The organism is Flavobacterium flavipigmentatum, from assembly GCF_020911905.1.
GTDB classification, from domain to species: domain Bacteria; phylum Bacteroidota; class Bacteroidia; order Flavobacteriales; family Flavobacteriaceae; genus Flavobacterium; species Flavobacterium flavipigmentatum.
This window is the reverse complement of sequence record NZ_CP087133.1, coordinates 2,428,279-2,446,880: the sequence shown is the minus strand read 5'-3', so window position 1 is coordinate 2,446,880 and position 18,602 is coordinate 2,428,279. Positions and strand designations below refer to the sequence as shown.

12 protein-coding genes are annotated in these 18,602 nt (G+C 35.0%); 4 read left to right on the top strand and 8 right to left on the bottom strand.

Annotated features, from left to right (window positions below; translation table 11 throughout):
• Positions 1-51: 51 nt before the first annotated feature.
• The 4 genes from folE (at position 52) to lgt (ending at position 3,714) form a co-directional block, all read left to right on the top strand.
• A complete protein-coding gene (gene folE / locus LNP22_RS10650) occupies positions 52-723 on the top strand; it encodes a GTP cyclohydrolase I FolE (RefSeq protein WP_229973437.1) in 672 nt (223 codons plus the stop codon).
• Between the two features lie 130 nt (positions 724-853).
• Positions 854-2,335 (top strand): cysteine--tRNA ligase, encoded by a 1,482-nt coding sequence (gene cysS, locus LNP22_RS10645; RefSeq protein ID WP_229973436.1) that lies wholly within the window; start codon positions 854-856, stop codon positions 2,333-2,335.
• 111 nt (positions 2,336-2,446) lie between these two features.
• Positions 2,447-2,689 carry a membrane protein insertion efficiency factor YidD gene (yidD, locus tag LNP22_RS10640; protein ID WP_229973435.1) on the top strand — a complete coding sequence of 81 codons (243 nt, stop codon included), beginning with the start codon at positions 2,447-2,449 and terminating at the stop codon, positions 2,687-2,689.
• 65 nt (positions 2,690-2,754) lie between these two features.
• Positions 2,755-3,714: a prolipoprotein diacylglyceryl transferase gene (lgt, locus tag LNP22_RS10635; RefSeq protein WP_229973434.1), complete on the top strand. Its 960-nt coding sequence runs from the start codon at positions 2,755-2,757 to the stop codon at positions 3,712-3,714.
• 340 nt (positions 3,715-4,054) lie between these two features.
• On the opposite strand, the gene LNP22_RS10630 is transcribed toward lgt, so the two are convergent.
• The 8 genes from LNP22_RS10630 to LNP22_RS10595 form a co-directional block, all read right to left on the bottom strand.
• Positions 4,055-4,669, bottom strand: a complete 615-nt coding sequence (locus LNP22_RS10630; RefSeq protein WP_229973433.1) for an acyloxyacyl hydrolase — start codon at positions 4,667-4,669, stop codon at positions 4,055-4,057.
• An 81-nt stretch (positions 4,670-4,750) separates the two neighbouring features.
• The gene (secDF, locus tag LNP22_RS10625; protein WP_229973432.1) at positions 4,751-7,723 is read right to left on the bottom strand and encodes a protein translocase subunit SecDF; all 2,973 of its coding nucleotides are present in this window, start codon (positions 7,721-7,723) and stop codon (positions 4,751-4,753) included.
• A 231-nt stretch (positions 7,724-7,954) separates the two neighbouring features.
• Positions 7,955-8,884 carry a malate dehydrogenase gene (mdh, locus tag LNP22_RS10620; protein WP_210667475.1) on the bottom strand — a complete coding sequence of 310 codons (930 nt, stop codon included), beginning with the start codon at positions 8,882-8,884 and terminating at the stop codon, positions 7,955-7,957.
• Positions 8,885-8,980: 96 nt separating this feature from the next.
• Entirely contained in the window at positions 8,981-10,921 is a 1,941-nt protein-coding gene (gyrB, locus tag LNP22_RS10615) for a DNA topoisomerase (ATP-hydrolyzing) subunit B (protein ID WP_210667474.1), read from the bottom strand.
• A 318-nt stretch (positions 10,922-11,239) separates the two neighbouring features.
• Positions 11,240-13,972 (bottom strand): M16 family metallopeptidase, encoded by a 2,733-nt coding sequence (locus LNP22_RS10610; RefSeq protein ID WP_229973431.1) that lies wholly within the window; start codon positions 13,970-13,972, stop codon positions 11,240-11,242.
• 210 nt (positions 13,973-14,182) lie between these two features.
• Positions 14,183-15,799, bottom strand: coding sequence for an asparagine synthase B (gene asnB / locus LNP22_RS10605; RefSeq protein WP_229973430.1), 1,617 nt, complete (start codon positions 15,797-15,799; stop codon positions 14,183-14,185).
• A gap of 298 nt (positions 15,800-16,097) precedes the next feature.
• Complete coding sequence (asnB, locus tag LNP22_RS10600; RefSeq protein ID WP_210665610.1) at positions 16,098-17,774, bottom strand: asparagine synthase B; 1,677 nt, start codon at positions 17,772-17,774, stop codon at positions 16,098-16,100.
• Between the two features lie 259 nt (positions 17,775-18,033).
• Positions 18,034-18,483 carry a hypothetical protein gene (locus LNP22_RS10595; protein ID WP_229973429.1) on the bottom strand — a complete coding sequence of 150 codons (450 nt, stop codon included), beginning with the start codon at positions 18,481-18,483 and terminating at the stop codon, positions 18,034-18,036.
• Positions 18,484-18,602 lie beyond the last annotated feature (119 nt).

Genomic DNA, 18,602 nt, shown 5'->3' with positions numbered 1-18,602 from the left:
AATTATCTTTACCTCCTTAAAAAGATATACCCATATTAATAGTAGTTTTTAATGACAAATAACGAAGATTTTTTAGACGAAATAGGTGACAATCATTTTAGCAGCAATGCACAAAATCCTGTAAGACAGGATGCTTTTGATTTAAGTGATGATGAAAAAATTGAAAAAATAAAAAAAGATGTTGAAAAAATTTTGCAAACTCTAGGAATGGATTTGACAGATGACAGCATAAAAGGTACTCCAAACCGAGTAGCAAAAATGTTTGTAAAGGAGATCTTTGGTGGATTAAACCCAACAAAAAAACCAAAAGCTTCTACTTTTGAAAATAATTACAAATATGGCGAAATGTTGGTAGAGAAAAATATTACGCTTTATTCTACCTGCGAACACCACTTATTACCGATTATCGGAAGAGCTCATGTGGCTTATATTTCGAGTGGAAGAGTGATTGGTTTATCAAAAATGAACAGAATTGTTGAGTATTACGCCAAAAGGCCTCAGGTTCAGGAGCGTTTGACAATGCAAATTGTACAAGAGCTGCAAAAAGCTTTAGGCACTGACGATGTTGCATGCGTAATCGATGCTAAACACCTTTGCGTAAATTCTAGAGGTATTAAAGATATCGAAAGCAGCACCGTAACGTCTGAATTTGGCGGTAAATTTAAAGATCCTCAAACTAGAAGAGAATTTTTAGATTATATCAAGCTGGAAACACAGTTCTAGTTTATCACAAAATTTCATATTATATTTACGTTCTAGCCCTGATGGAAGCGGCATCCTTTTATGGCGGGGTTCGCCATAAAAGATATAGCGAACAGCAGGATTAGCTCCTAAAAAAATCAATAAACAAAATATGCCTCTATATACATCTCAATCTCTGAAAATATACAATTCGTTATCGGGCGAAAAAGAAAATTTCAATCCAATCCATGAAGGAAATGTTGGAATGTATGTTTGCGGACCTACGGTTTACAGCAATGTACACTTGGGAAATGTGCGAACATTTATGTCTTTTGATGTAATTTTTAGGTATTTTTTGCACCTTGGCTATAAAGTGCGTTATGTGCGAAACATTACAGACGTGGGCCATATAGTGGACGATGTTGATGAAGGCGAAGACAAAATCGCCAAAAAGGCACGTTTGGAGCAGTTAGAACCGATGGAAGTGGTACAGCGTTATACGGTAGATTTTCACGAAATTTTGAAAGCTTTTAACTTTTTACCTCCAAGTATTGAGCCTACTGCAACGGGACATATTATTGAACAAATTGAAATCATCAAAAAAATCATTGCTACCGGAATTGGTTATGAAGCCAACGGTTCAGTTTATTTTGATGTTGTAAAATATAACGAAACCAAAAATTACGGAGTGTTAAGCGGTCGAAATATTGATGATATGCTAGCCAATACACGTGATCTTGATGGTCAGTCTGACAAAAGAAACCCACAGGATTTTGCTCTTTGGAAAAAAGCAGAACCGCAACACATTATGAGATGGCCTTCGCCATGGAGCGATGGTTTCCCAGGTTGGCACCTTGAATGTACAGCAATGAGCACCAAATACTTAGGTAATCATTTTGACATTCACGGAGGTGGAATGGATTTGAAATTCCCTCACCATGAGTGCGAAATCGCTCAAAACGAGGCTTGTACAGGTCAGTCTCCAGTTAATTATTGGATGCATGCTAACATGCTTACTTTAAACGGTAAGAAAATGGCAAAATCGACTGGAAATAATATTTTGCCCGGCGAAATTTTAAGTGGTGACAATACTATTTTAAGCAAAGCTTTTTCAGCTTCTGTAACTCGTTTTTTTATGTTACAGGCACATTATCGCAGTATTTTAGATTTTTCTGATGATGCTATTGTAGCTGCCGAAAAAGGATACAAAAGATTGATGGAAGCTGTGGATGCACTGCCTAATATATCTTCAAGCACAACAAGCTCTATTAATATCTTATCATGGCAACAATTGTGCTACGATGCAATGAATGACGATTTTAACACGCCAATTTTAATCGCACAATTGTTTGAAGGCGTTCGATTTGTCAATTTACTCAAAGAAGAAAAAGAAACTATTTCAGCAGAAGATTTGGCTACTTTTACAACTACAATGCATGCTTTTGTTTTTGATGTTTTAGGTTTGAGTGACGAAAATATAACTGATGGTAATAACGAAAAACTAGAAGGCGTAGTTAACATGCTTATCGGGATGAGAAATCAAGCCAGAGCGGATAAAAACTTCGCTCTTTCTGACCAGATACGCGATCAATTGATTGCCTTAGGAATTCAGTTGAAAGATGGAAAAGAAGGAACTTCGTTTAGTGTGAATTAATTTTAGATATTTGATTAACGATTTTTGATTTCAGAATGAATAAATTTATATGTTTAAAATTACGATTATAAAAAATCTAAAATCATTGATCAACAATCACTATCTTAAATCATGAAATTCCTCATTTACCCATTTGTACTGTTGGTTCGGTTTTATCAAACTGCCATTTCGCCCTTTACTCCAGCATCATGCCGATTTGAACCGACCTGTTCCAGCTACATGATTCAGGCTTTACAGCTACACGGATTATTTTATGGTGGTTATTTGGGAATCAAACGTATTTTGAGCTGCCACCCATGGGGAAGAACAGGCTACGACCCCGTTCCCGAGAAGAAATGTTTACACAAACATTAACTTTTTATAAAGACTAACTCTGCTTTTAATATTTATTTTTACAACCAATAAAAAAATAATACTACATGACACACGCCTTAAACATGGTCTGGAACCCTTCTGAAGGAATCGATTTGGGATTTTTTATGATTCGTTATTACAGCTTAATGTTCGTAATCGCTTTTGGACTAGGTTGGTACCTGATGAAAAAGATTTTTGAACGCGAAAACGAATCTCTTGAAAAACTAGATTCTTTATTTGTTTGGACAGTTCTTGCCACCTTAATTGGAGCTCGTTTAGGACATGTTTTCTTTTATGACTGGGAATATTATCGAAATCACCTTATTGAAATCATTTTACCAATTAGAGAACATGCCGGTTCATCACTGTTTGGCTTTATAAAAGGCTGGGAATTTACTGGTTTTCAAGGTTTAGCAAGTCATGGAGCAGCGATTTCTATTATTGTTGCGATGTATTATTACAGCAAAAAAATCTTAAAACGTCCTTTAATCTGGATTTTAGACAGAGTTGTAATTCCAGTTGCGAGTGGCGCCGTTTTCGTTCGTTTAGGAAACTTTATGAATTCTGAAATCATCGGAAACGAAACTACTTCTTCATTCGGTATTCGTTTTCTTCACGATCATTTTAGCAAAGCCGATGCAGTAAAAGAGACCGGAATAGCAGATCCAAAAGAGGCCTACACTGCCATTGCAACCGATCCTAAATTTGCAAATCTTTTGGCCGAAGTTCCAGCACGACATGCCACACAATTGTACGAAGGTTTCTGTTATATATTTGTATTTGCAATCTTGTACTTTCTGTACTGGAAAACAAATGCCAGACTTAAATCAGGGTATTTATTCGGGCTGTTTTTGGTGCTTTTATTTGTAGTTCGTTTTGTTGTAGAAAGCGTAAAAGAAAGTCAAGGCGGTTTTGAAAGCGAGTTGGGCTTATTCTCAACAGGACAATGGCTAAGTATTCCATTTATCCTCATAGGAGCTTTCTTTATCATTAGAGCACATAAAAATCCTCTCGCGAGTTCGTAAAAAATTTTATCAAATATATAACGCCCAATATCTTTAACGTATTGGGCGTTTTTTTTTTAAAACTCAGAAGCAGAACCAAACGTTTCACAATAGCATTTAGTCCCGCTGTACGCTATATCTTTTCCTGGCTGGCCAGCCAGGAAAAGGATATCACTTCCATCGGGGCTAGATAAGAAATCTATCATTCATAAGACCTTTTAGTTTAATAAGTATTCTATTTTTTATGCTAAATTTTTAAAATTTCACAATCCCTTTTTTGTAAAATCTCTTTTAAGTTTTTTTCGTGATACAATCGACGATTTTTCACAACCCCTTATATAACTTATATGATTTAAAAAACTCACAAAACATAAGATACACCCAATTCAATATTCTTAGTGTTATAACCCGCATTTTTATCATTAAAACCAGCATTAGAAACATGTCTTACGCTCGGACGAAAATCAAATTGAAATCTATCTGCTTTTACCGAAAAACCAACGGCTAAAACATCCGCAAAAGCAAAACCTTCAGACATCCTCTCTGTTTCAGTATCAGTAATCATAGGACCAATACTTCCTAAAACATAAAAAGAAAAAGTTTTGCTAATAGGTTTTCGAATAAGAAATCCAAGATTTAAAACATATTCATGAACGGTTTTTAGTTTGGTAAATCGCTCTCTTTTTTCGAGATAATCAGGTTCAAATGGCTGAACAAAATAAAAATTAAGCAACTGATGTTTACCAAAATTAACTTCCGGCTGAACTAAAATTTCATATTGAAAGTTTTTCTTTTCCTTCAAAGTATAATACAATTGCATCTTATAAAAATGATTCGTAAACGTGTAGTTTCTGTTATTAAACTCACTACCAAAACCAAAATTAAAACCTATTTTAAAAGCGTTATTCTTTTCTTGCGCTGAAAGCTTTAGAAGAGTAAAAAGAAACAGCAGCGCTAAAAGTAATTTTCTATTCATAAGTGGTATTTACAAAACTAAAGATAACAAAAAAAAGAGCCAACTTTCGTTGGCTCTTTTCTATCTTGATAAACTTGCTTATTATGCTTGTTTGTGTTTCTCTTCGATGTTGTGCTTGTCGTCTTTAGAAATCGTGTCAACCAAAACGGGTGTTGCGATAAATAATGAAGAATAAGTACCTACCACAATACCGATCAACATAGCGAAGATAAATCCTCTGATTGATTCACCTCCAAAAAGGAACATTGTCAATAAAACGATAATCATCATTAATGAAGTATTCAACGTTCTTGATAATGTAGTATTAATAGAAGCATTTACAATATCTTCAAAACTACCTTTACGATTACCAATGATAAATTCTCTAATTCTATCAAATACAATTACGGTATCATTCATAGAGTAACCAATAACGGTAAGGATCGCTGCGATAAAGTGCTGGTCCATTTCCATGTGGAAAGGCATAAATTTATAGCATAAAGAATAAATTCCCAATACAAAGATTACGTCATGCGCAACCGCTGCAATCGCACCTAATGAATATTGCCATTTACGGAAAGAAATCATTAAGTATAAGAAAATAACCGCCATTGCACCAAGTACTGCCCAGTATGAGTTGGTTTTGATGTCCTCAGAAATAGAAGCTCCTACTTTAGAAGCTTGTAATACTCCAACTTGTTTACCATCATAAGAATTGATGAATTTCTCATAAGAAGTATTTGGATAATATTTTGCCAAAGCAGCATATAATTTCTCGTTTACTTCTTTATCTACCGCTACTCCATCTTCTTTGATTTTGTATTTTGTAGTAATTTTTAATTGATCGTCATCTCCTAAAATTTTAGCTTCAACAGGAGTTCCGAAAGCAGCAGATAATTCGTCTGAAACTACAGTTGCATCAACTGGTTTTTCAAATTTTACCTGAAAAGTTCTTCCTCCAACAAAGTCAACACCCTGATCTAATCCGTTAACGAAAAAGATAGAAATCAAACTCACAATTACCACAATTGAAGAGAAGATATAAGTGAATTTTTTAACTTTAATAAAATCAAAGTGGAAATTAGTAAACCAATTTTTAGTAATTGAAGTTGAGAAAGTCAAATCTCCCTTTCCAGCGATATTTCTATCGATAAAAATTCTAGCAATAAAGATTGATGTAAACAATGAAGTTGCGATACCAATAAGCAATGTTAAAGCAAAACCTTTGATAGGTCCTGTTCCGAAGATAAACAAGATCGCTCCTGTTAATACGTGGGTAACGTTGGCATCAATAATAGAACGCATTGCACCGTGCCATCCGTATGAAGCGGCAACAGCCTCTGATAAAGATTTACCATCTCGCAATTCTTCTTTGGCTCTTTCATAAATAATAATATTCGCATCTACCGCAGTACCTAACGTAAGTACGATACCCGCAATACCTGGCAATGTCAATACAAAACCAAAACTTGCCATAATTCCGAACAAGAACAGTAAGTTTAATAATAATGCAAGATTTGCATACCAACCTGCTTTACCATAATAAAATACCATCCAGATACATACCAATAAGAATCCAACGATTGAAGAAGTCATACCTGCATCAATTGCAGCCTGACCCAAAGATGGCCCTACTACAGTAGATTGAATAATATCTGCAGAAGCTGGAAGTTTACCTGCGTTTAATACGTTGGCTAAATCTTTCGTTTCAGCTACATCAAAAGAACCTGTAATTTCAGATCTTCCACCTGCAATTGGACCACTTGTAACTCCTGGAGCAGAATATACGATATTATCTAAAACGATCGCAATATATCCTTTTTGAGAAAAAGCTCTTCCTGTTAATTCTTCCCAAGTTCTCGCACCTTGGCTGTTCATTTGCATAGAAACAGCAGGTTTTCCTAATTGGTCAAAAGTATCTTTTGCATCTGTTACAACACCACCGCTCATTGCTGGAGCATTGTCTCTGTTTCCTTTTAAAGCATATAATTCTACTACTTCAACATCTTTTTCTTTTGCATCTTTAATGGTAGTTGGTTTACTCCATACAAATTTTGCATTATGTTGATCAGCAGCCAATAAAACTCTAATTTCCGGTCTCTTAAAATAAGCATTGATAGTTGCCGTATCTTTTGGAGCAAAATACCCTAAAATTGGCCCACCACCATTCATTATAATTTTATCAAACAAAGGATTATTTCCTTTTTTAACATCTGCAGAATCCTTAGTATCTGTCAATAAAGCATTCAATGAATCTTTAACAACGGGCTGAGTTTCTGTTTTTTTGATTTCAGTTTTCTTTAAAGCTTCGTTAGCAGCTCCTAAGAAATTACCAATTTCTTCGATTTTGTAGGTTTCCCAAAACTCTAATTGCGCTTTACCACCTAATAATTTTTTAATTCTATCAACATCTTTAGCACCAGGAAGCTCAACTAAAATTCTTCCGGTTTCTCCTAATTTTTGAATGTTAGGCTGTGTAACACCAAATTTGTCGATACGCTCTCTTAATACTTTGTAAGCACTTTCGATAGACTCTTCAACTTTTCTTTTGATTACTTTTTGCGCTTCAGAATCGCTCATTTTAATGTCGATACCGCCTTCACCTTGTAAACTTCTGTTAGCAAAAATATCAGAATCTGCTAATCTTGTAGTTCCTTTAGAATTGGCTTCAAAAGCTTCAAAAAATTTATTTAAATAAGTTTTATTTCCCTCTAAATTTGCTGTTGCATCTGCCAAAGATTTATTAAAAACAGGATTTTTAGAATTGTTTGACAATCCTTTCAATACATCTTTAATAGAAATTTGAAGAATTACATTGATTCCTCCTTCTAAGTCAAGACCTTTATTGATTTGCTTGTTTTTTACTTCATTATAAGTAAAGTTTGTAAAACCTAAATTTAGCACTGATACTTTATCAATAGAATCTAAATATTTTAGCTCTTTATCAGGATTATCTCCTGCAAAGGCTTTGGCTTCACTTTTGACATTATTTGCCACAAAAGTGAACGAAAGTTGGTAAATACTTACCAATGCAAATAGAATTGCGAAAAATTTAATAAGTCCTTTATTCTGCATTATTACTAAAAATTAATTAAGTTTTATTGTTTGTTTTGTTTTAAAGCCTCATAAAATAAGCCCTGACATGAGTTTTTAAAACTAAAAATCCAGATCACGGATCACCACATATTTTTTAAACCGAGCAAATATATAATTCTCGAAAAGATTAACCAATTTATTTATTAATTAATCTCAAAAAAAAGACTGCAAAAGTGCAGCCTTTTCCTTTTTTTACGAAAATTGTTATACTTAAATGGATTTTAAAGCATCATTCATGCTTCTAACCGCATCTGCACTTTTAGCAAACAACGCTTTTTCATGGTCATTTAGCTTAATATCAAGAATTTCCTCCACTCCATTTTTACCAATTATACAAGGAACTCCTATACAGATATCATTTTGCCCATACTCTCCCTCTACAAAAACTGAACAAGCGATCATTTTCTTTTGGTCATTTAAGATACTATCAACCAAATACGCTACAGAAGCACCTGGCGCATACCAAGCTGATGTTCCTAAAAGACCTGTAAGTGTGGCTCCTCCTACCATCGTATCGGCAGCTACTTTTTGAAGTACATCTTCTGAAAGGAATTCTGTTACCGGAATACCATTGTAAGATGCTAAACGTGTAAGCGGAATCATAGTTGTATCTCCATGACCACCTATCACCATTGCAGAAATATCATTTGCCGGTTTATCTAAAGCCAAAGATAAATACGTTCTAAAACGTGAGCTGTCTAACGCTCCACCCATACCGATGATTCTGTTTTTTGGTAATCCTGTAGATTTAAGGGCCAAATAGGTCATCGTATCCATAGGATTAGAAACCACAACAATAATGGTATTTGGCGAATGCTTTAATACATTCTCGGCAACTGTTTTTACAATTCCTGCATTAATACCTATTAGTTCTTCGCGGGTCATTCCTGGTTTTCTTGGAATTCCTGATGTAATAACTACCACATCACTTCCGGCAGTTTTAGAATAATCATTGGTTACTCCAGATACTTTGGTATTAAAACCGGTATTGGTCGCACATTGCATAATATCCAATGCTTTCCCTTCGGCAAAACCTTCTTTAATATCCAACAACACTACTTCGCTTGCAATTCCTCTATAAGAAATAACATCTGCACACGTAGCTCCAACATTTCCTGCTCCTACAATGGTAACTTTCATATTTTATACTTTATCGGTTATTTTTTTATGTTTATTTGGTTAATCGTTTATTTGATTAATCGATTCAACGGTTAAACAAACAAACGGTTACAACTTTTAAGCGTCAATATTTGCGTAAACTGCATTTTTCTCGATAAACTCTCTACGTGGTGGTACTTCGTCACCCATTAGCATAGAAAAAACTCTATCGGCTTCTGCCAAACTATCGATAGTTACCTGACGTAAAGTTCTAAAATTCGGATCCATGGTTGTTTCCCACAATTGCTCGGCATTCATCTCTCCAAGACCTTTATAACGTTGAATAGCGGCACTTCCGCCCATTCTTTCGTTGGCCTGATCACGCTGAACATCATTCCATGCATATTCTTTTTTGTTTCCTTTTTTAACTAAATATAAAGGTGGTGCTGCAATATAAACGTGACCTTCTTCGATCAATTCTTTCATAAAACGGAAGAAGAATGTTAATATCAAGGTAGAAATGTGACTACCATCGACATCGGCATCACACATGATGATTACTTTATGGTAACGCAGTTTCGAAAGATTCAATGCTTTACTATCTTCTTCAGTTCCAACAGTAACACCAAGTGCCGTAAAAATATTTCGAATTTCTTCGTTTTCAAATACTTTGTGATGCATTGCTTTTTCTACGTTCAAAATCTTACCACGCAATGGTAAAATGGCCTGAAAAGCACGATCACGACCTTGTTTCGCTGTTCCTCCAGCCGAATCTCCCTCGACAAGGTAAACTTCGCATCTTGCAGGATCCTGTTCAGAACAATCTGATAGTTTTCCCGGCAATCCTCCGCCACCCATCACGGTTTTACGTTGTACCATTTCACGCGCTTTTTTAGCCGCATGACGGGCCTGAGCAGCCAAAATTACTTTTTGAATAATGATACGGGCATCATTTGGATTTTCTTCCAAATAATTCTCTAACATTTCTCCAACCGCCTGAGAAACCGGAGAAACTACTTCTCTGTTTCCTAATTTGGTTTTGGTTTGTCCTTCAAATTGTGGTTCAGCAACTTTTACCGAAATAATCGCTGTTAATCCTTCGCGGAAGTCATCCCCAGCAATTTCAAATTTTAATTTATCCAACATTCCGGAGGCATCAGCATATTTTTTAAGGGTTCTTGTTAAACCACTTCTAAAACCTTGCAAATGCGTTCCACCTTCGTGTGTGTTGATATTGTTTACATAAGAAAAAATATTCTCTGTGTAACTTGTATTGTAAATCAAAGCTACCTCAACAGGAATTTCGCCTTTTTCATGATCCATGCTGATCACATGAGAGATAATTGGCTCACGGTTACCATCTAAGTAACGGATGTATTCTTTAAGACCTTCATCAGAGTGAAAAACTTCCACTTTGAATTCGCCTTTTTCATCCACTTCTCTTTTATCTGTAAATGTGATGGTGATTCCTTTATTTAAATAAGAAAGCTCACGCATACGAGCTGACAAAGTATCATACGAAAACTCTGTTGTTTGGGTAAAAATAGTATCATCCGGATAAAAAGTCTGACGTGTACCTCTTTTATCCGTTTCGCCAATTTGTTTTACCGGATACATTGCTTTACCTCTCTCGTACTCTTGTTCGTAGATTTTACCGTCTCTAAAAACAGTAGATTTCATGTGAACAGAAAGGGCATTTACAACCGAAACCCCAACACCGTGCAAACCTCCGGAAACTTTATAAGAGTCTTTATCAAATTTACCTCCTGCACCAATTTTGGTCATTACTACTTCTAATGCAGAGACGCCTTCTTTTTTATGTAAGTCAACTGGAATACCACGACCGTTATCTTCAACCGTTACAGAACCGTCTTCGTTAATTGCAACACCTATGGTATCACAATGCCCGCCCATCGCCTCATCAATCGAGTTATCAACAACCTCATAAACCAAATGATGTAGCCCTCGAACTCCCACATCTCCAATATACATTGATGGACGCATTCTTACGTGCTCCATTCCTTCTAATGCCTGAATACTATCTGCTGAATAATTGTTCTTCTTGATTTCTTCGCTCATATAATTTATTCTAAAAAAATGTAATTATTGTCTAACACGCAAATATATAAAAACGCAAAATATATATGTGCCAAAATACAATTTAAAGCAGGTAAGTTATTAACATATTATCAAAAAAAGTCAATAAAAAAAGCAAATTACAAGGACTATATCGAAATCCATTTTGAATTTCAATTTTTTATTATCAAAAATCAAAATCATAACTTTAAATTACCCCAAAAAGCAAATCCGAAACTAACATTTGAAATGTAGTTTCGGATTCTAAGAAATTACCTCATTTGGAAGTTGGAATTTCTGTTCTTTATAAAAAACTAAAATTTATTTTTTAGTAAAATCTCCCGCATACACAGAAGTCATTTTTTCAAGACTGATGTATTTTTTCAAAACAGCATTGACATCCTGAACTTTTAAGGCTTTTACTTTGCTTTCTAAAGCATCATAATCTTCTAATGGCACACCATATTGAAGATGAGAATTAACGAGGCTCATCAACGTATTATCGTTTCCTAATCTGGTTTTTCTTTCGTTTTGCCAGCTTACCAAATTGGTTTTTAATTCTTCTTCTGTAAATCCATCTTTCAACGCTTTTGCAATTTCTTCTTTAGTAGCGGCTTCTACAGCCCCTTTTTTAGTAGGATTTAAAAAAGCATAATATTCCCAAAAAGCAACATCATTGCTAATAGGCACATCAATAAATGAACCTGCTCCGTAACTGATACCTTCTTTTTCTCTAAGTCTCATCGGAATTCTTGCAGTCAAAAAACCTCCGTTTCCTATTATTTCATTAGCCATTACAAATGCAGGATAATCTGGACTTTTTCTGTCCATTTTAAAGCTTATTTTACCCGTTGCAACAGCATTTTCTTTATCTGGTGTAGCATAATCTTTATCTATTTTTTGGGTTTCAAAAAATACTGGCTTGGCCAATTCATATTTTGATTTTGAGACCCATTTACCAAAAGTATTTTCAAGAATCGCTACTGTGCTCTTACCATCAAGATCTCCAATTACACTACCCACTCCATTATTTCCTCCTAAAATATTTTTATAAAAATCTACAAGCTCAGATTGCTTTATTTTTTTGAAAGCTTCGATCTGTTCTGCAATTGTCGCTGTGTAAAAAATACTTTCTTTAGGATATTTTGAAGTTTGTCTCGAAATTTCTGTAAATGCAACTGCTTGCGGGTCATTCAAACTAGACTCCAAAGACGTACTGTATTCGTTGATCGTTTTTGTCAATTCGTTTTCAGGAAAAGTAGCATTGATCAATAAATCGCTTACAATCTCCATCACTTCCTTAAAACTTTCTTTGTAAGTATTTATATTTAATGTAAAATTCTGGCCTGAAAAATTAAAATTCACACTCGATTTTAATTGATCTAATCTATCTTGTATTTGTTCTTTAGTTCTCGTTTTAGTCCCTGTTTTCATCAGCTGAGCAAGAATACCTCCAATATCACTTTTGCCTGCAAGGTCTTTTTCGTTACTCACCGGAAAAATAAAACTCGCCTGAACTTTTCCTCCTTTAATTTCCTTTTTAATCAAACCATATTTTGCACCATTGCTCAATGTTCCCTCTGTTAAGTTTTTTTTCAAATTCGAAATAGAAGATTCAAAAGCAGCAACTTCTTTTTCTAAAGCTTTTCCTTTATAATCTTTGGTCAAAGCCACTAACTGTTCATCGGTGTATTCGACCTTTTTTACTCTTTGCTCGTCTTTAGAAGGTATAAATATTCCAACCGTTCTATTGTTGCTTCTAAAATATTTCTCTGCAACTCTTTGTATGTCTTCTTTGGTTAGTTTTTCAACTGCATCTCGGTACAAATAACCTAATCTGTAATCTCCCGCTCCAATAATTTCGGTTAAATTAATAGCATAATTGATTGTATTGTTTTTTATACTTTCAATTTGTTTGATAATCTTTGCCTTGGCTCTGCTTACATCCTCATCTGTATATTTTGTTGTACCAACTTTATCCAGTTCTGCACGTACCAAATCCTTTGTTACCTTAACATCCTTATCATTAGGCACCGCTACACCAAAATACATAAAACTAGCATCTCTAACAGTTGGCTGCCAATTATAAATACTGGAAATCTTTTGAGTTTCTACCAAAGATTTATACAAATAACCTGAAGGATCAGAGGTTAAAATTTCGCCCAAAGCGTCAAGTGCAGCATAATCTTTATCTGCATAAGGAACTGTGTGGTACAACGCACCAATATTTTTGCTGTCACCTGCTCTGTTAAGCTCTACAAACTTCTCACCATCTTGAGCAGGCTCAATCGTGTAGGTTTTTGATAAAACCCTCTTAGGTTTTGCTAAAGATCCAAAATATTGTCCGATATATTGCAAGGCTTTTTGCTCGTCAAATTTACCTGCAATAATCAAAGTTGCATTGTCCGGCTGATAATATTTTTCGTAAAAAACCCTTAGTGTGCTTGCTTTTACTCGTTCGATATCTTCTTTACTTCCAATGGTACTATTACCGTAATTGTGCCATAAATATGCTGTAGAAAGAATACGCTCAGTCAAAACACCATCTGGGCTGTTCTCCCCTATCTCAAACTCATTTCTTACAACAGAAAATTCCTTATCAAGATCGGTTTGCAGAATAGTTGCATTGAGCATTCTGTCAGCCTCCATCTCAAGGCTCCACTTTAAATTTTCATCACTGGAAGGAAAAACTTCATAATAATTGGTTCTGTCTAACCAAGTAGTTCCGTTTGCATTTCCTCCTTTATCAGAAAGCATCTTTTTTATATCGCCCAGATTTTTGGTGCTCTTGAAAAGCATGTGCTCTAGTAAATGCGCCATTCCTTTTTCGCCATAGCCTTCATGTCTTGACCCCACATTGTAAACGATATTTACAACCATATTACTCTGAGATGCGTCAGGAATAAGAAGCACTTTTAAGCCATTGCTTAATATATATTCTTTGGTACCCTCTACATTGGTAATGTACTTTGGAGCTTCAGCTTTTTGCGAATAAACTGTACTTATTGCCCCTAAAGAGCAGTACAAAATTCCGCTAAGTAGTATTTTCTTCATAAATTATTTAATTTGATTGATTGTTTATTTGGTTTTTTGAACTAACCAAATATAGTATATTTCTTAATTCATCCGAAAACTTGCGATTGATATCTAGAATTTTAACTTTTATTTAGATTTACATCAACAAAAAAATCCGAAACAAACATTTAAAATGTTGTCTCGGATTTTATCATTAACTAAGGTTATTGTGAAGTTAAAATTTTTCCTCTAAACCGCTACACTCGATTTTGCTATTTCTGTATCTGCTTTTACATGGGCAGCATTGGCTCGTCCGCTCGGGTCAAGATTTTCCTGCCATTTCGGAATCCATTTTCGTACGGTTTGAGCCGCACTAAGTTGTGGATAATATTTATGAAAAATGGATCTGTATAAATACGCCTCTTTCGTTGTTGGGGAATTATACGGAAACTCTGCTGCTGCTCCAGCCAATTGCTCATCTGAAACTTGTGTCGCACAATATTCGATCAATTCATCAATCCAATTATAGCCCACTCCATCAGAAAACTGTTCTTTTTGTCTCCATAAAATTTCAGCAGGTAAATAAGGATCTTCCGGCGTATCAAATGCTTTTCTTAAGATATATTTTTCTACACCATCGTATGTTTTTGGTTGTTTTTCTTCGGGTTTAATGCGAACTGTTGCGTCTAAAAACTGTTTGTCCAAAAACGGAACTCTCGTTTCTAAACCAAAAGCCATTGTCGATTTATCTGCTCGAAGCAAATCGGCAGTAAACAATTTCTGAATTCTTTCGATGGTTTCTTTCTGAAAATCTTCTGCAGAGGGCGCATTTCTAAAATACAAATGTCCTCCAAAAATTTCATCAGCTCCTTCGCCGGAAAGAATTACTTTTATTCCTTTTTCGACAATTACTTTCGCTAATAAATACATCGGAACACTTGCTCTAACAGAAATTACGTCATACGTTTCGATATGCAAAATAATTTTTTCTAAAATAGCAACACCTTCCGCAACCGTAAAATGTACTTCATGATGCTCTGTTCCCAAAAATTCTGCTGCTTTTCTGGCTGCTTTTGCGTCGGGTGCATCCGCATCTAATGCAATAGAAAAAGACTGCAATTTTTGGCCATTTTCTGCCAATAATCTTGCTGCTATTGCAGAAGTCAAAGACGAATCTAAACCACCAGAAAGCAACACGCCAACTGGTACATTGCCCATCAATCTTTTACGGGTAGCCTCGATTAAACTTGATCTTATCAGAGCTAAATCAAGTTCTTGAATAGCATTTTCATAATCTTCATATTCGGGATCATAATATTTTACAAAACCTGATTTTCCTGTATAATAATGCCCCGGAGGAAAAGTAGAAAACGATTTACATTGATCTGCAATCGGTTTCATTTCTGATGAAAAATAAATTCTTCCTCTCTCATCAAGACCATAATACAATGGTTTTACTCCCATAGGATCTCTTCCTGCCATATAATCATCTCCATCCATGATGACAAAAGCCCAATCACCATCTAGTTTATTGCAAAAATCATATCCAAATTCTTCGTACAAATGCACGATGACTTCTGAATCTGATTTTGTTCTAAAAGTATGTTCCTTTAAAACGCCGTCTTTCAATTCCTGATAGTTATAAATCTCCCCATCATGCACCATCCAAGCTTTACTGGTTCCCTGAATAGGCTGTTTACCTGATTGCAAATCGATAATAGACAAACTCTCATGACAAAGAATACTGCCATTTTCCATAATATGAAAATCACTTTCATCAGGACCTCGATGCGCCATTCTTTCAGAAAGCTCTTTTACAAGTTGCGGGTCTTTTCCTTTACCAATAACGGCCAATAATCCAGACATACTATTCTTTTTTTTGTTATTTATTTATTCTAACTATTATCAAAAATTGCTTAAATCTTATAATATACAGCTAAATAAACTACTAAATCTTGTGTTTTCTTACTTGAGGCGTATGAATCTTAACAATTTAACTTTTTTCTTTAAACAAAGCCAAATATAAAAAAGAAAGTTAAAATATTACAAAAAAATATAACTAAAGTCTTGCAATAATCAAAAATTAACATTTTATAATGCAAGAAAAACGCCCTCAAATAGAGAACGTCCTTCATACATATAACTAATTCTAAAATAATATTATTTATGCTTTTGCATAAGCATCGTCGTGAACACTTGCTACAGCTCTACCCGAAGGATCGTTCATGTTTTTAAAAGCTTCATCCCACTCCAATGCAATTTTTGTACTACACGCCACGCTAGCTTCTTGTGGCACACATAAAGCTGCAGCATCACTAGGGAAATGTTCTGTAAAAATCGAGCGGTAATAATACTCTTCTTTAGAAGTTGGTGTTTGCAACGGAAATTTGTATTTAGCATTTGCCAATTGCTCGTCTGAAACAGCTTCTGCCACCACTTCTTTCAAAGTATCGATCCAGCTGTAACCCACTCCATCAGAAAATTGTTCTTTTTGTCTCCATGCCACACTTTCTGGCAACATATCTTCAAAAGCTTTACGTACTACCCATTTTTCCATCGGATGTTCTTTGTTGATCATTTTATCTTGCGGGTTGATGCGCATGGCAACATCCATAAATTCTTTGTCTAAAAATGGTACTCGACCCTCAATTCCCCACGCAGCCAAACTTTTGTTAGCACGCAAACAATCGTACATGTGTAATTTGCCTAATTTACGAACATTTTCTTCGTGAAATTCGCGAGCGTTTGGTGCTTTATGAAAGTATAAATATCCTCCGAACAATTCATCTGCACCTTCGCCAGAAAGTACCATTTTAATACCCATCGACTTAATAACTCTCGCCATTAACCACATCGGCGTGGATGCTCTAACGGTTGTTACATCGTAGGTTTCTAAATTGTAAATTACATCCTTCACGGCATCTAAACCTTCTTGAATGGTGAATTTAATTTCGTGATGAATAGTCCCGATATGCTTGGCCACTATTTGAGCTGCTGCCAAATCTGGAGAACCTTCGAGCCCCACTGAAAAAGAGTGTAATTGTGGGTACCAAGCATCTGTTGTATCATCTGACTCAATACGTTTTTGGGCATATTTTTTGGCTACAGCCGAAGTAATAGACGAATCTAAACCTCCTGAAAGTAAAACTCCGTAAGGAACGTCGCTCATTAATTGTCTGTGAACCGCTGCTTCAAGTGCTTTTTTAATTTCAGGAATACTGGTTTCGTTATCTTTTACAGCATCAAATTCTGTCCAATCTCTTTTGTACCATTGCACAAATTCCCCATCTTTGCTGGTCATATAATGCCCTGGAGGAAACAATTGAATTTTTGTGCAATAGCCTTCCAAAGCTTTTAATTCTGAAGCGACGTAGAAAGTTCCGTCCTGATCCCAACCAATATACAACGGAATAATTCCCATGTGGTCACGAGCGATAAAATACTCATCTTTTTCGACGTCATAAATCGCAAATCCAAAAATACCGTTCATTTCATCAATAAAATGAGGGCCTTTTTCTTGGTACAATGCCAAAATCACTTCACAATCACTTTCTGTCTGAAAGTTATATTTTCCTTCAAATTGTTTGCGTAATTCTCTGTGGTTGTAAATTTCACCATTTGCGGCCAAAACCAGTTTTTTATCCTCTGTAAACAAAGGTTGTTTTCCCGAAGCTGGATCTACAATCGCCAAACGCTCGTGCGAAAGAATCGCTTTATCATTGCTATAAATGCCACTCCAGTCTGGTCCGCGGTGGCGAATAATTTTAGACATTTCTAATACTTGAGGTCTTAAAGTTTCCGCTTTTTGTTTCAAATCAAAGGCACATACTATTCCACACATAATCTTATATTTTTATTTTTAAATTTTATTTTGATAAGGCAAAGATGCAGTATTGGTTATAATTGAAAAACACAAATACTCATTTCAGTTGTAATTTTAAATTAAAAATTTGTTTTTACATATAAAATGTAAAATTTTAAGAGAAAATAAAGCCTGAAACTTGAAAATTTTAATTTTGAGATAAAACGCAGGTAAATTTTTGAAAGAAAATAGAATTGTTTACAATATTGCGTAAAACTTTAACAAAGTTCTTAACGAATTATTCAACGTTCTCAATCGTATAATACGTTTTATTTATTTCGAATTTAAAACCGACTTTGTTCCCCATTAAGTGTGTTCCCAAAGGAGATTGTGGTGAAAGTGCAATCACATTAATTCCGTCAATAGTAATTTTAGGAAGTGCGACACTCAAGTATAAATAAATTCCGTTGGCTTGTACCAAACTTCCCGAAATAATATTTTTTGTCGTTTTTGAGGCATCAATTTTATCTAGAATTACTTTTTGAGTTAAGGCTTCTTTGAGTTTATTGGTCAATTTTTCCTGCTCGATGTGCATCATCGACAGAGCTGTCTCATGCTTATCGCCAGCGGAACCTTTCGCATCATTTTTAGAATCTTCGGTCAAAGCCGAAATCATATCCCTAAAAACATCTATTCGATCCTGAACCATTTGTAAATAATAAGCGTGTATTTTTTGTTTGAAAGTCATTTTTTTTTTAGGCTGTGGGGTTCTAAGTTACAAAGATGCAAAGGTTTTTGACTGCTGCAAAAAAAATGTAGTCTTTTATATTCGCTACTCAATTTTATTAATTTTCTAATACATTAAAA